Origin of the sequence: Olleya marilimosa CAM030, assembly GCF_000518485.1 — a bacterium.
Lineage (GTDB): Bacteria > Bacteroidota > Bacteroidia > Flavobacteriales > Flavobacteriaceae > Olleya > Olleya marilimosa.
The window spans coordinates 511,678-525,281 of the sequence record NZ_JADR01000001.1; the positions used below are offsets into that span (position 1 = coordinate 511,678).

Consider the following 13,604-nt stretch of genomic DNA (forward strand, 5'->3'; position numbering starts at 1 on the left):
TAATTAGTTATACACTTGTAATGGTTATTTAAACCATCCCTATTATAATTAATAACTAACTAACAAAAAACCGATAAGTAAGCTTATCGGTTTTTTAATTGTTATATGTAATTAGTATGCTACTTTAATGCACCAACCATGTCTTCAGGTTTGACCCATTCGTCATAATCCTCTGCAGTTACATAACCTAAGTTAATAGCTTCTTCCTTTAATGTTGTTCCGTTTTTGTGTGCAGTATTAGCAATTTCGGCAGCTTTATAATAACCTATTTTAGTGTTTAAAGCAGTTACTAACATTAATGAGTTGTTAAGTAACTCTTTAATTACTTCATGATTAGGCTCTATTCCTGCTGCACAGTTAACATCAAAACTAACACAAGCATCACCAATTAATTGTGCTGATTGTAAAATATTTGCAGCCATCATTGGTTTAAAAACATTTAGTTCATAATGTCCTTGTGTACCACCAACAGTAATAGCTACATCATTACCCATGACTTGTGCACAAACCATTGTTAATGCTTCACATTGTGTAGGATTTACTTTTCCTGGCATGATAGAACTTCCTGGTTCATTTGCTGGAATAATAATCTCACCAATTCCAGAACGTGGTCCAGAAGCCATCATACGTATATCATTAGCAATTTTGTTTAATGATACTGCTAATTGTTTTAAAGCACCATGACTTTCTACAATAGCATCATGTGCAGCTAATGCTTCAAACTTATTAGGAGCTGTTATAAATGGTTGTCCAGTAAATTCAGCGATATATTCTGCTACACGTTTAGAGTAGCCTTTTGGTGTATTCAAACCTGTTCCTACAGCTGTACCACCTAAAGCGATTTCGCTTAAATGAGGTAAAGTATTTTCTAAAGCTTTTAATCCATGATCTAGTTGAGAAACATAACCTGAAAACTCTTGTCCTAAGGTTAAAGGCGTAGCATCCATTAAGTGGGTACGACCTATTTTTACAACATTTTTAAAAGTTTCAGATTTCTTTTTTAATGTATCACGTAATTGTTTTACGCCAGGAATTGTTGTTTTTACAATCTTAGTGTATGCAGCAATATGCATTCCTGTTGGAAACGTGTCGTTTGATGATTGTGATTTGTTTACGTCATCATTTGGTTGGATTGTTTTTTCTCCTTCTCCAACAGTTTTACCAGCAATTTGATGTGCTCTGTTAGCAATAACCTCATTGACATTCATGTTAGACTGAGTTCCAGAACCTGTCTGCCAAATTACTAAAGGAAATTGATCATCATGCTGACCGTTTAAAATCTCATCACAAACTTTAGCTATAAGATCTCTTTTTTCAATTGGTAAAACGCCAAGTTCACAGTTAGTGTAAGCAGCAGCTTTTTTTAGATAAGCAAAACCATATACCACTTCTAAAGGCATAGAGGCAACGTTACCAATTTTAAAATTATTTCTAGAACGTTCTGTTTGTGCACCCCAAAGCTTGTCTGCAGGCACTTTAACTTCGCCCATAGTATCTTTTTCTATTCTATATTCCATTATAAAGATTGATTAATTTTAAGTTTACAAAATTACGAAAATTGTAGGGTTTAATATCCTCTCTTATTTAAATTTTTATAAAAATAACTTAGAGAAAACAATGTATAAAAAGTTGTTTTAATTATTAATTTCTGAATCTTGTAATCCCCATTTATCTAAACTTCTTAAAATAGATTCAAGAGATTGTCCACGTTTACTTAGTTTATACTCAACTTTTGGTGGCACTACAGGAAAAATGGTTCTAGTAATCAAACCATCCTTTTCTAATTCTCTAACAGTCTGAGTAAACATTTTATTAGAGATGCCTTCAATTTTACGTTGTAGTATTCCAGAACGCAAACCGCCATCTAATAAGTGAAACAGTATTAAAGGTTTCCATTTAGTACCAATCAAACCCATAGTATAATTTAAAGGACATTTCATTATTATAATTTAAATATTAATTTATTTTATTGAAAATCAGCAATTTACTCATTTAGGTAACTATATTACTTTTAAGTAAGTTATTGTCTATAAGGCAAATATATAGTAATTTTGAAAAAAATATAAATATGAAAACAATAAAAAATTATCCAAAATCATTTTCTCATGTAGGTATAACGGTACCTGATATTAAAGCAGCTGTTAAATTTTATTCTGAAGTTATGGGATGGTATATCATTATGGAACCATCCATTGTTAAAAAAGAAAAGGACACAGCAATAGGACAAATGTGTATTGACGTTTTTGGAGAGGATTGGACAACCTTTGAAATTGCACATCTTGCAACGTCTGATGGTATTGGTATAGAATTATTTTCTTTTCCAAATGGAATTAAAGAAGCTCCAGAATTTAATCCTTTTAATACAGGTTTATTTCATTTTTGTATTCAGGATCCTAATATTGAAGCGTTAGTTGAAAAAATAGTGTCCTATGGTGGTAAGCAACGCATGCCAATTAGAGCGTATTACCCAGAGGAAAAACCTTTTAAAATGTGTTATGTTGAAGATCCTTTTGGTATTGTGTTTGAAGTATATACACATAGTTATGAGTTAACTTACTCATCTGGTGCATATTCTAAATAAAAAAGAGGGCATTGTTCTGTAAAACCCAAATAGAATTTAAGGTTATTAACAACTATGTTAATAATTTTTGACTTTGTATTGTATAAAAAACAAGTTTACTTTATCTTTGCAGTAATAATAAACAAGAAATTAAACACATTATGTTCGAATTTGACCAATATTTAGGCTTTTTAGCATTTTTAACTATCTTAACCATAGGGTTTTGGTTAATGATATTTTTAATAACTTTTGTAGTTCCTTATTGGATTGGAGGAAGTTTAATAGAACGTTTAAACGAGATTAAAGAGGAGAAAAAAGCTAAGCGTAACGCTTAATTTTAATCAATCATATATAAAAAAAGGGAAATTCTAACGAGTTTCCCTTTTTTGTTTTTAATAATTAAATACTAATTGTTTTAGTATGATATCAAAAAAAATGTTGCTAATTAGTATTAGCAACATTTTATAATTATAGGTATTATATTTTATCCTTCAAAATCTTCATCTCCACCATAGCTTCCACGCTCTTCGCGTTTTTTCTTTTGGTTAAATCTGTATGTAAAGGCTAAGTTAAAGCTGCGTTCTCTCCATTGGTATTCGCTATAAGCATCAAAAGTTGGAGTAGAAGTGGTTTGTTTACGTTTTCTACTATTAAATAAATCATTTACATTAAAAGCAATTGAAGCTCTGTCGCCAAATAAATCTTTACTAAAAGCCATTGTTGTAGTAAAAATTCCTTCAGATTTATTTTGTGCATCTTCACTTGGTCCTCTATAGTTTAAGTTAGTTTGCCAATCAATCTCTCCTGGTAATGTATATTTATTGTTAATACGTGCAAACCAGCTATTGTTAGTGTTGTCTAAAGATAAACCGTTTGGAGTCGTTCCTTTTGTTTCGTTTTGAAAAAAGTTGAAGTTACCATTAACTCTCCAATTTCTTGAAGGATTATAAGTTAGTGTAAACTCAAAACCATATCTGTCCTCTGTCGCTAAATTAATAGGTGTACGTTGTATGATTGGTAATGATTCTCCATTTACAATAGCTGTGTCTCCTGTATCAAAACTCACAAAATTAAATACATCTGTAGCGTGTGCATAGTATAATGAAGAATTGAAAGTGAATTTTCCAAAACGCTTTAAGTAGCCTAAATCAAATTGACCAGAGTAACTAGGGTTTAAAGCTGGATTACCTTGAAAATAATTAGTTACACTTGATCTAGAAGGAAAAGGGTTTAAAAAGAATCCACGAGGACGTCTTAAGCGTCTAGCATAACCTAAAGTTAAATTTTCTCTATCACTAAACTCGTAATTAAGATTTACTGTTGGGAATAATCCTGTAAAGTTTCTTTTGTTGTAATCTCCTGTTGTAGGTTGGTCAATAGTTAATTGGGTGTTTTCTAAACGAAGACCTAATAAAAATGAAAACTTATTAATTTTACTACCATATTGTGTATACACAGCATTTAGGTACTCTTTAAAGTTTAAAAGGTTAGTTAGGTCTGTACTTAGTTCAAATTGATTAGTATTTGTATCTAATAACTCTACCTGAAAATCCGTAGAAGTCGTGTTAAAATTACCTCTATAACCTGCTTCAAATTGACTGTTTTCACCAATTGGTAAAACGTAATCTGTTTGAAGTAATATTTGTTGTTGGTCCTCTAAAGTTGCAACACGCTCTGAGATAATATTATCTACTTGTACTAAAGAGTTTTCGTTTTCTTGGCTATCTTCATATTGAAAGTCAAAGGTTAAAACATGTCCACTATCGCTATAATTTTTTTGAAAATTTAAAGCATACTGTATAGTTTTATCTTCTTCAAATTCTGGATCTAATCTAACTGTTGTTGAAAGTAAATTACGATTAGTATCAAATTGCTCTAAAAGGTTAGTGGTGTTATTTTCATCATTACTATCTCTATATAAAACAGAAGTAGTTAATGAAGCAGAATCGTTTACATACCATTCGACACCAAAATTTGTAGTAAGACCTTTTCTAATACGATCAAAAGTATTTGTTTCGTCTAAAAAGTTTCCGGTTGAATTATATTGAGTAGAAGAGAAGGAGTTTCCTGGAGCTTCTCTGTAGCTATAACCAGTAGTATTAAAGATGTTAATATCTCCTGTTCTATAATTTATGTTTCCGTTAATTCCTGCTGAAGGATTGTAACCTACATTAGTTGTTATGGCACCATTTAGTCCTTCTAACTTACTTCTTTTTAAAATGATATTAAGTATACCTGCTGTTCCTTCAGATTCATATCTAGCTGATGGTGAGGTAATAACTTCTACTTTTTCAATAGATTCTGCTGGTAATTGTCTTAAAGCGTCAGTAGAATTTAGTCCGACTAATCCTGAAGGTTTACCGTTAATAAGGATACGTACGTTATCATTACCACGTAAAGCTACATTACCTTCTACATCTACAGATACTGATGGTACGTTATCTAAAACGTCACTTACGGTTCCACCACGTACAGTTAAATCTTTACCTACGTTGTATATTTTTTTATCAAGTCTAATTTCGACCGTTGTTTTTTCAGCAATAATTTCTACTTCGTCTAAAGCTTCGGCATCAATAGATAAATATTGTGTTTTAAAGGTTTGATTATCTGTTATAGATTTGTTTGGTATAACTTCGGTTTTAAAACCGATATATTCAAAACTAACGTTGTAAGTTCCTGATTTAATTTCTACAGAGTAGTTTCCAGAAGCATCAGTTATACCACCTGAAAGATCTGCTGGATTTGTTGCGTTTTTAAAGACAACGGTTGCGTACTCTAAAGGTGCATTGGTGTCTTTTTCTAGAATTTTTCCTTTAATGGTTACCATTTTTTGGTCATTATTTTGTGCCAACGCAAGATTTAGGCATAAAATTAATACGCAAAAGGAAATAATTTTTTTAGTCATAAAGTTTGGTTTTCTTAGTATGACCGCAAAAATACCGATAGGTTTAAGGAGGTTTGGTTAAAGGTTTGTTAAATAAAAAATGAGTATTTATAAGGATGCTTTTTGTTGTGGGATGATATCAAAAATACGTTTTGCTGGTTTTCCTATTACAGCTTTTTCTCCATTTATAACTATAGGCCTTTCAATAAGGTCTTGATATTCAATCATTATATCAATTAAGCTATCATCGTTAAATATGTGACCATCGTCCTCTAAATGTTTAAAATTTTCGACCCAAATTTTGCTTTCTTTTCTTATTAGTTCTTCAGGTCTAATGTTTAGTATGTTAATTATTTTAACAAGTTTAATTTTATCTAAAGGTTTGTCTTGATATTTTATAACCTCATGGTCGTGTTTATGTGTTTCAAGTATTTTTAAGCATGCGTTGGAGTCTGAAGACTCAGGATTGTGATAAATTACTATCATTTTTTTAAGGGAAATTTTGGTTGCTATTAATTTTTTATGCTATAAAATAGTTGTTATTTTTTCTGTTGGTCTACCTACAACAGCCTTGTTTTTATTGGTAACTATTGGTCTTTCAATTAATTTAGGGTTATTAATTAAGGCCTCAATTACTTGTGCGTCTGTAAGCGTTTTATCTTTATAATTTTCCTTCCAAATAGCTTCAGTTTTTCTAACTAAATCTATGGGTTTTATGTCTAGTAGTGATAGGATATCCTTTAATTCTTTTGTTGTCAAAGGATTATCTAAATATTTAATAACTTCAAATGGTTGATTAGAGTCTTCTAACAATTTTAAACCTTGTCTAGACTTACTACATCTTGGATTATGGTATATTTTAATCATTTTTAAAGGTTTTGATTATCAACTTCTTGCTGTCCCATCATCATTAGATAGGCTTTTAAAAAGGGTTCTATATTTCCGTCTAAAACAGCGTCAACATTACCTGTTTCGTGACCACTTCTAACATCTTTAATTAATTTGTAAGGATGTAATACGTAATTACGTATTTGACTTCCCCATTCAATTTTCATTTTTCCAGCTTCAATATCTTCTCGTTGCGCTAATTGCTTTTGTAGTTCAATCTCATATAATTGCGATTTTAACATCTGCATAGCTCTGGCTCTGTTATCATGCTGAGATCTAGTTTCTGAGCAAGAAATTTGTATTCCGGTTGGCTTATGCGTTAATTGTACTTTTGTTTCTACTTTATTAACGTTTTGTCCACCTGCACCACTTGACCTTGCAGTTGTAATTTCTATATCTGCAGGATTTATTTCAATTTCAATAGTGTCATCAACTAAAGGGTAGACGTACACAGAAGCAAAACTTGTGTGTCGTTTTGCATTACTATCAAAAGGAGAAATACGTACTAACCTGTGGACTCCATTTTCACCTTTTAACCATCCAAATGCATGGTCTCCTTCAATTTCTAAAGTTACGGTTTTAATTCCTGCCACATCGCCTTCTTGGAAGTTTAATTCTTTTACTTTAAATCCGTTTTTTTCGGCATACATTAAATACATACGCATTAACATATTTGCCCAATCACAACTTTCTGTTCCACCTGCTCCAGCAGTAATTTGTAATACAGCACTTAGACTGTCACCTTCTTCAGATAACATGTTTCTAAATTCTAAATCTTCAACTAAAGTTAGGGCTTTTTCATAACGATCTTCTACATCAGATAAAGTAGCTTCGTTGTCTTTAAAAAACTCAAAAATAACCTCTAAATCTTCGATTAAAACTTTTGATTGGTTGTAGTCATTAATCCATTTTTTCTTCTCTCTAATGGATTTCATTACCAATTCTGCACTTTTAGAATCATTCCAAAAACTTGGATCAAAGGTTTGCTCTTCTTCGTTTTGAAGCGCAATTAGCTTAGCATCAATGTCAAAGATATTGCCTTAACGAGGTAAGGCGTGTATTAAGATCTTTTATGTTTTCTAAAGTGATCATATGTTATTTTGGGTTTACAACAAAAATAGAATTATTACTAAGATTTAAAAATATTTGCCAACAATTTTTAATAGTTTTATGCTGAAATAAAATAATTAATATGACTATAGATTTAAGAAGTGATACTGTTACTAAACCTAGTGCAGAAATGTTACAAGCTATGATGTCTGCACAAGTAGGTGATGATGTATATAAAGAGGACCAAACAATTAATGCTTTAGAAGAAAAAATTGCAAAATTATTTGGAAAATCACACGCCTTATTTTTTCCTAGTGGTACTATGGCTAACCAAACAGCAATAAAATTGCATACTAATCCTGGCGATCAAGTTATTTGTGATAAGTATGCACATATTTTTAATTATGAAGGTGGAGGCGCCTCTTTTAATAGTGGTGTATCATGTAAATTATTGGATGGAAGCCAAGGGATGTTTACAGCAGACCAAGTCATTGAGGCAATTAACCCTCCAGATTTTTATCATAGTCCTTTAACGACTTTAGTCGAAATTGAAAACACCACAAATAAAGGAGGAGGAGCCTGTTGGGATTTTAATGAGATATTAAAAATAAAACAAGTTTGTAAGGCAAATAATTTAGGCTTTCATCTTGATGGAGCAAGACTTTGGAATGCCTTAGTGGCTAAAAACGAAACGACTTTACAATATGGAGAGGCTTTTGACACTATATCTGTTTGTTTAAGCAAGGGTTTAGGCTGTCCAATTGGATCTGTTTTAGTAGGAGATGAAAACATCATGAAAAATGCGATAAGAATCAGGAAAATATTGGGAGGAGGAATGCGACAAGGAGGTTTTTTAGCAGCAGCAGGATTATATGCTTTAGAAAATAATATTGAAAGATTAGCAGAAGACCATAAAAAAGCTAAAGAATTAGAGGTTGCTTTAGCCAAATCAACCTTTGTAAAAAAGGTAGAACCTGTAGAAACTAATATTGTAATTTTTGAGCTTAATAATAAATATTCGGAAAAAATATTTTTGGAAGCACTTTCTGACAAAAAAATTAAGATAATTGGTATGGGTAGTAACAAACTTAGGCTTGTAACTCATTTGAATTACAATGATAATCAGCACGATAGAATGCTAAAAGTTATTGGTGAATTATAAAATTTAATTTTTAGGAATTTTTTTGGATGTAAATATGTTAAAAAACAAATGTTGTTTAACGTATTTATTTGCTTTTTGGCGAATTTTAACTAAATTTTAAGAATTAAAAGTAATTATAGTTTGATATGTATTTTTTTTGCTTGAAATTAGTGAACAGTCGTTATTAGTTCGGCTATATATTTATCAAATAACCATTTAAATTTTAAAAAATGAAAAAAGTATTACTAACATTTTTATCTTTTGTTGTCTGCACCATCGCATTCGCACAAGATTTACCAACAAATCCTGAACCAGGAAAATGTTACAAACGTTGTGTGACTCCAGATGTGTGGGTTAACCAAGATGTAACAGTGCAAGTTGCTCCTGCGTACAAGAAGCTAAAAGTTGTTCCTGCTCAGTACAGAACAGAAAATGAAGAGTTTGTTGTGCAGTCTGCAGGACAAGAATTATCTGTAGTACCTGCACAATACGAAACACAAACTTTTGAAGTAGTAACTCAAGAAGCTTCTCAGAGATTAGAGAAAGTTGCTGGATCTACAAATACTACTACAGAAGAGATGATGACGCAACAAGGGTATCAAGAATTATCAGTTGTGCCTGCAAAATATGCAACTGAAAATTTTGAAATCGTATCTAATGATGCTGCACAATCTTTATCAGTTATCCCAGCTAAGCTAGGATCTGAAAGTTTTGAAGTTGTAGTGCAAGAAGCAAGCCAACGTTTAGAGGTTGTACCAGCTAAGTACGAAACAAGAACTGAAACTGTAGTAGTGCAAGCTGCTTACACTAAATTAGAAACTGTACCTGCGCAGTATGAAACAAGAACAGAGACTGTTGTTGTAAACTCTGGTGGGCAACGTTTAGAGGTTGTACCTGCTAAATGGACAACTGAAAATGTAGAAGTTACAGTACAACCTGCATCTTCTAGAGTAGAGATTGTACCAGCTAAATATGCTACTGAAAATGTAGAGGTTGTTGTTCAAAATGCTAGTCAACGTTTAGAAGTTATTCCTGCTAAATGGGGAACTGAAACATTATCTTATAAGAAACAAGAATTTGGATCTACTTTATCTGTAGTACCTGCTAAATTTACTTCTGGTTACCAAACTATCGAAGTTAAGCCTGCTACTGCTAAATGGGGAATGAGTGATACTCCAGCTGTTGATTGTCAATCAAACGATCCTAACGATTGTAGATACTGGTGTTACAAAAACATACCAGCTCAAAACATTACAGTTAACACTACAGAGTTAGCTACAGATGCTCAAGTTATTACTAAGCCAGGATGTGATCAAGGAGAAAACAATGCTGAAGATTGTGGTATGGGTACTTACACAAGACGTGTAGTTCAAACGCCTGCAACAACAAGAGTTATTGATATTCCTGCTGTAACTAAAACAGTTAAGAAAACTGTAATGGTAACACCTCCAACAACAAGAGTTATTGAAATTCCTGCTATTACTAAAACAATCAAGAAAACTGTTTTAGTTTCTCCTGCAACAACAAGAGTTATTGATATTCCTGCTGTAACTAAAGAAGTTAAAAGAACTGTAATGGTTACACCTCCTACATCAAGAGTTATTGAAATTCCTGCTGTAACTAAAGAGGTACAGAGAACTGTAATGGTAACACCACCAACAACAAGAGTTATTGAAATTCCAGCTGTAACTAAGACAATGAAGCGTACTGTGGTTTTAGAACCAGCTACAACAAGAGTGACTGAAATTCCACAAGTTACTGCTACAATGAAGCGTACAGTTATGGCTACACCTCCTACAACAAGAGCGACTGATGTACCAGCTAAAATGACTACAATTCAAAAAACTATCTTAACTCCAGAATCTACTAGAGTTGTTGAGATTCCTGCTACTACAACTACAATGAAGCGTACTGTAATGGTAACACCTCCTACAACAAGAGTTATTGTAGTACCTCAAAAAACTGCTACATACAAGAAAACAGTATTAGCAAGTGACGCTAGAGTAGAAGAAGTTACTGTACCTGCAGTTAACAAAACAGTTACAAAAGAAGTATTACAAACTAAAGGTGGATTAACATCTTGGGCTGAAGTAGATTGTAAGTTAGTAGCTTATAATGATCTTAACGTAAACTGGGAATTAGGTTCTGCAACTTTAACTGCAGCTTCTAAAAGAGAAATCGATGCTAAATTATTACCAGTTTTACAAAACGGTGTATCAGTAGAGATTGCTTCTCATACAGATTCAAGAGGTTCTAAAGAATCTAACAGATCTTTATCAGAAAGAAGAGCTCAAGCTGTAACTAACTACTTAATCTCTAAAGGAATCAATTCTTCAAGAATTGTATCTAATGGTTTTGGTGAAACTAGATTAACTAACAGATGTTCTGATGGTGTATCTTGTACAGAAAGAGAGCATTTAGCAAACAGACGTACTCAATTTAGAGTTATCGATGCTGAATAATATTTAGTAAATACTTTTCATATATAAAAAAAGGAAGCCAATTTGGCTTCCTTTTTTGTTTGTAGTAATACAAATTATTTAAACATATCCATTCCTGGTATGTTAGGCATTCCGTCTTTAGCGACTGCTGCAACTTCTGCTTCATTTACATTAGTAGCTTTAGTAATAGCTTTATTAAGTACTAAAATCAAGTAATCTTCCAATTGTTCTTTATCTTCCAATAAAGCATCATCAATTGTAATAGATTTAATTTCGCGATTAGCAGTCAATGTTACTTTAAGTAAATTATCAGTACTTTTTTCGTCAATTAAAACGGTATCCATTCTTTTTTTTGTAGCCTCTACTTTTTCTTGGGTTTCTTTAAGTTTACCCATTAAATCTCCAAACATTTTATTTGATTTTAAAGTTAATTTTGCAAATTTATTAATTCTGTCTAAATATTATGTACAATTAAATATCAATAAAGTATAAATCAAACTAATATTAAGTTTTACATTTGTGCTCTTTAGTAAATTTAAGATTTAAAATAATGAGAGTTAGCGCTAATGTTTCTGCACCAATTGCAAAAAAAATAGAAAAAAAGCTTAGTATACATAACGATATTAGAGTAGACAATTACTTTTGGTTAAATCAAAGAGAAGATCAAGAGGTTTTAAACTATTTAAATGCAGAAAATGATTATACTAATTCTGTTTTAAAGCATACAGAAGGTTTTCAAAAGGCGTTATTTGAAGAGATGAAATCTAGAGTAAAGGAAGACGATCAAAGTGTCCCTTACAAATTAAATGGCTATTGGTATATTACTAGATATGAAGTAGGAAAAGATTACCCAATTTATACTAGAAAAAAAGATAACCTTGAAGCAGAAGAAGAGATTCTTTTTGATTGTAATCAAATGGCAAAAGGCCATAGCTATTTTAAACTAGGTGGTATTTCAATAAGTCCAGATAATACTTTGGTAAGCTACTCTATTGATACTGTTAGTAGAAGACAGTATACTTTGTATATAAAAAACTTAGTAACCAATGAGATTTTTGAGGACAAAATAGAAAATACCACAGGAAGCTCGACTTGGGCTAATGATAACAAAACACTGTTTTATTCTAAAAAAGACGAAGTTACTTTACGCTCAGATAAAATATATAAGCATAAACTAGGTCAAAATAGTATTGATGACACTGTCGTTTTTCATGAAGAGGATGACACCTTTAATACATTTGTGTATAAAACCAAGTCTAAAAAGTATTTAGTAATTGGAAGTTCAAGTACTCAAACAACCGAGTATAGATTTTTAGATGCCAATACACCTGATGGTGAATTTAAAATCTTTCAGGAACGCGAAAGAAACCTAGAATACTCCATAGCCCATTATCAAAATAATTTTTACATCATCACAAATAAAGATGGAGCAACCAATTTTAAACTTCAAAAAGTAGAGGAATCTAATACAGATAAGGTTAATTGGGAGGATGTTATTCCGCATCGTAAAGATGTATTATTAGAAGATATTGAGATTTTCAAAGATTATTTAATTGTAAACGAACGTGAAAATGGTTTAAATCAATTAAGAATTATCAGTTGGGATGGTAATGAAGATTATTATTTAGATTTTGAAAGTGAAACCTACACAGCAGATATTGGTAATAATCCGGATTTTGATAGTAATTATTTGAGATATTCATTTAACTCTTTAACAACACCAAGTTCTGTAATTGACTATGATTTAAAAACTAAAACAAAAACCGTTAAAAAAGAACAACAAGTTTTAGATGCCAATTTTAAAAAAGAAAATTATATATCACACAGGGTTTGGGCAACAGCAAGAGATGGTGTTAAAGTACCAATGTCTATTGTCTATAAAAAAGGAACTAAATTGGACGGAAATAGTCCGTTATTACAATACGCTTATGGCTCATATGGAGCCACGATTGATCCTTATTTTTCTTCAATACGACTAAGTTTATTGGATAGAGGTTTTATTTACGTAATAGCACATATTAGAGGTAGCGAATATTTAGGACGTCCTTGGTACGAAGACGGAAAATTAAAGTCTAAACTAAATACATTTACAGATTTTATAGATTGTTCTAAATTTTTAATTGAAAATAAATATACCTCTAGTCAACACCTGTATGCGATGGGAGGAAGTGCAGGAGGTTTATTAATGGGAGCGATAATTAATATGAATCCAGAATTATATAATGGTGTTATTGCTGCAGTTCCTTTTGTAGACGTTGTAACTACAATGTTGGATGATAGCATACCATTAACTACTGGAGAATATGACGAATGGGGAAATCCAAATGAAGAAGATTATTATAATTACATGAAATCCTACTCACCATATGATAATGTCGTTCCTAAAGAATATCCTAATATGCTAGTTACTACAGGTCTTCACGATTCACAAGTTCAATATTGGGAACCAGCAAAATGGGTAGCTAAATTAAGAGACTGTAAATTAGATAAAAATATTTTACTACTAAAAACAGACATGGATGCAGGACATGGTGGTGCTTCTGGGCGTTTTGAAGCATTAAAGGAAGTTGCTTTAGAATATGTATTTTTATTCGAATTAGAAGGAATCAATAAATAATCAAAAAAAATGCTTATTTTTGC

At 31.6% G+C, this 13,604-nt stretch carries 12 protein-coding genes; 5 read left to right on the forward strand and 7 right to left on the reverse strand.

All coding sequences use genetic code 11. The annotated features are described in order from the left end of the window. Positions 1 to 119: 119 nt before the first annotated feature. On the reverse strand, positions 120 to 1,517 hold the full coding sequence (gene fumC / locus M890_RS0102545) for a class II fumarate hydratase (protein ID WP_028282017.1): 1,398 nt from the start codon (positions 1,515 to 1,517) through the stop codon (positions 120 to 122). 117 nt (positions 1,518 to 1,634) lie between these two features. After that, positions 1,635 to 1,940 (reverse strand): winged helix-turn-helix transcriptional regulator, encoded by a 306-nt coding sequence (locus M890_RS0102550; RefSeq protein ID WP_036597041.1) that lies wholly within the window; start codon positions 1,938 to 1,940, stop codon positions 1,635 to 1,637. Positions 1,941 to 2,068: 128 nt separating this feature from the next. On the opposite strand from M890_RS0102550, the gene M890_RS0102555 reads away from it, so the two are divergent. Both M890_RS0102555 and M890_RS16810 read left to right on the forward strand, forming a co-directional pair. Further along, the gene (locus M890_RS0102555) at positions 2,069 to 2,581 is read left to right on the forward strand and encodes a VOC family protein (RefSeq protein WP_028282019.1); all 513 of its coding nucleotides are present in this window, start codon (positions 2,069 to 2,071) and stop codon (positions 2,579 to 2,581) included. Positions 2,582 to 2,721: 140 nt separating this feature from the next. After that, complete coding sequence (locus tag M890_RS16810; protein ID WP_162874834.1) at positions 2,722 to 2,895, forward strand: hypothetical protein; 174 nt, start codon at positions 2,722 to 2,724, stop codon at positions 2,893 to 2,895. A 149-nt stretch (positions 2,896 to 3,044) separates the two neighbouring features. Here the strand turns inward: M890_RS16810 and M890_RS0102565 are convergent, their stop codons facing one another. The 4 genes from M890_RS0102565 to prfB form a co-directional block, all read right to left on the reverse strand. Continuing rightward, positions 3,045 to 5,465, reverse strand: coding sequence for a TonB-dependent receptor (locus M890_RS0102565; protein ID WP_028282020.1), 2,421 nt, complete (start codon positions 5,463 to 5,465; stop codon positions 3,045 to 3,047). 87 nt (positions 5,466 to 5,552) lie between these two features. Continuing rightward, the gene (locus tag M890_RS0102570; RefSeq protein ID WP_028282021.1) at positions 5,553 to 5,930 is read right to left on the reverse strand and encodes an arsenate reductase family protein; all 378 of its coding nucleotides are present in this window, start codon (positions 5,928 to 5,930) and stop codon (positions 5,553 to 5,555) included. A 39-nt stretch (positions 5,931 to 5,969) separates the two neighbouring features. Next, positions 5,970 to 6,311 (reverse strand): arsenate reductase (glutaredoxin), encoded by a 342-nt coding sequence (gene arsC / locus M890_RS0102575; protein WP_028282022.1) that lies wholly within the window; start codon positions 6,309 to 6,311, stop codon positions 5,970 to 5,972. A 2-nt stretch (positions 6,312 to 6,313) separates the two neighbouring features. Continuing rightward, positions 6,314 to 7,424 (reverse strand): peptide chain release factor 2 gene (gene prfB / locus M890_RS0102580; protein WP_157243249.1). Its coding sequence is split into 2 segments (ribosomal slippage): positions 6,314 to 7,360 and positions 7,362 to 7,424, totalling 1,110 coding nucleotides; the frame shifts between segments, so codons are not numbered across the junction. Between the two features lie 100 nt (positions 7,425 to 7,524). On the opposite strand from prfB, the gene M890_RS0102585 reads away from it, so the two are divergent. Both M890_RS0102585 and M890_RS0102590 read left to right on the forward strand, forming a co-directional pair. Then, on the forward strand, positions 7,525 to 8,544 hold the full coding sequence (locus M890_RS0102585; protein WP_028282024.1) for a threonine aldolase family protein: 1,020 nt from the start codon (positions 7,525 to 7,527) through the stop codon (positions 8,542 to 8,544). Positions 8,545 to 8,753: 209 nt separating this feature from the next. Further along, complete coding sequence (locus M890_RS0102590; protein WP_028282025.1) at positions 8,754 to 10,985, forward strand: OmpA family protein; 2,232 nt, start codon at positions 8,754 to 8,756, stop codon at positions 10,983 to 10,985. 74 nt (positions 10,986 to 11,059) lie between these two features. Here M890_RS0102590 and M890_RS0102595 read toward each other — a convergent pair whose 3' ends face one another. After that, complete coding sequence (locus M890_RS0102595) at positions 11,060 to 11,374, reverse strand: YbaB/EbfC family nucleoid-associated protein (RefSeq protein WP_028282026.1); 315 nt, start codon at positions 11,372 to 11,374, stop codon at positions 11,060 to 11,062. A gap of 140 nt (positions 11,375 to 11,514) precedes the next feature. Between M890_RS0102595 and M890_RS0102600 the strand changes: the two genes are divergently transcribed. Next, positions 11,515 to 13,581, forward strand: a complete 2,067-nt coding sequence (locus M890_RS0102600) for a S9 family peptidase (RefSeq protein ID WP_028282027.1) — start codon at positions 11,515 to 11,517, stop codon at positions 13,579 to 13,581. Positions 13,582 to 13,604: the final 23 nt, after the last annotated feature.

Bases quoted from the DNA above. Each gene is read 5' to 3' on its own strand.
- fumC (WP_028282017.1), bottom strand. From the start codon at position 1,517: ATGGAATATAGAATAGAAAAAGATACTATGGGCGAAGTTAAAGTGCCT.
- M890_RS0102550 (WP_036597041.1), bottom strand. From the start codon at position 1,940: ATGAAATGTCCTTTAAATTATACTATGGGTTTGATTGGTACTAAATGG.
- M890_RS0102555 (WP_028282019.1), top strand. From the start codon at position 2,069: ATGAAAACAATAAAAAATTATCCAAAATCATTTTCTCATGTAGGTATA.
- M890_RS16810 (WP_162874834.1), top strand. From the start codon at position 2,722: ATGTTCGAATTTGACCAATATTTAGGCTTTTTAGCATTTTTAACTATC.
- M890_RS0102565 (WP_028282020.1), bottom strand. From the start codon at position 5,465: ATGACTAAAAAAATTATTTCCTTTTGCGTATTAATTTTATGCCTAAAT.
- M890_RS0102570 (WP_028282021.1), bottom strand. From the start codon at position 5,930: ATGATAGTAATTTATCACAATCCTGAGTCTTCAGACTCCAACGCATGC.
- arsC (WP_028282022.1), bottom strand. From the start codon at position 6,311: ATGATTAAAATATACCATAATCCAAGATGTAGTAAGTCTAGACAAGGT.
- M890_RS0102585 (WP_028282024.1), top strand. From the start codon at position 7,525: ATGACTATAGATTTAAGAAGTGATACTGTTACTAAACCTAGTGCAGAA.
- M890_RS0102590 (WP_028282025.1), top strand. From the start codon at position 8,754: ATGAAAAAAGTATTACTAACATTTTTATCTTTTGTTGTCTGCACCATC.
- M890_RS0102595 (WP_028282026.1), bottom strand. From the start codon at position 11,374: ATGTTTGGAGATTTAATGGGTAAACTTAAAGAAACCCAAGAAAAAGTA.
- M890_RS0102600 (WP_028282027.1), top strand. From the start codon at position 11,515: ATGAGAGTTAGCGCTAATGTTTCTGCACCAATTGCAAAAAAAATAGAA.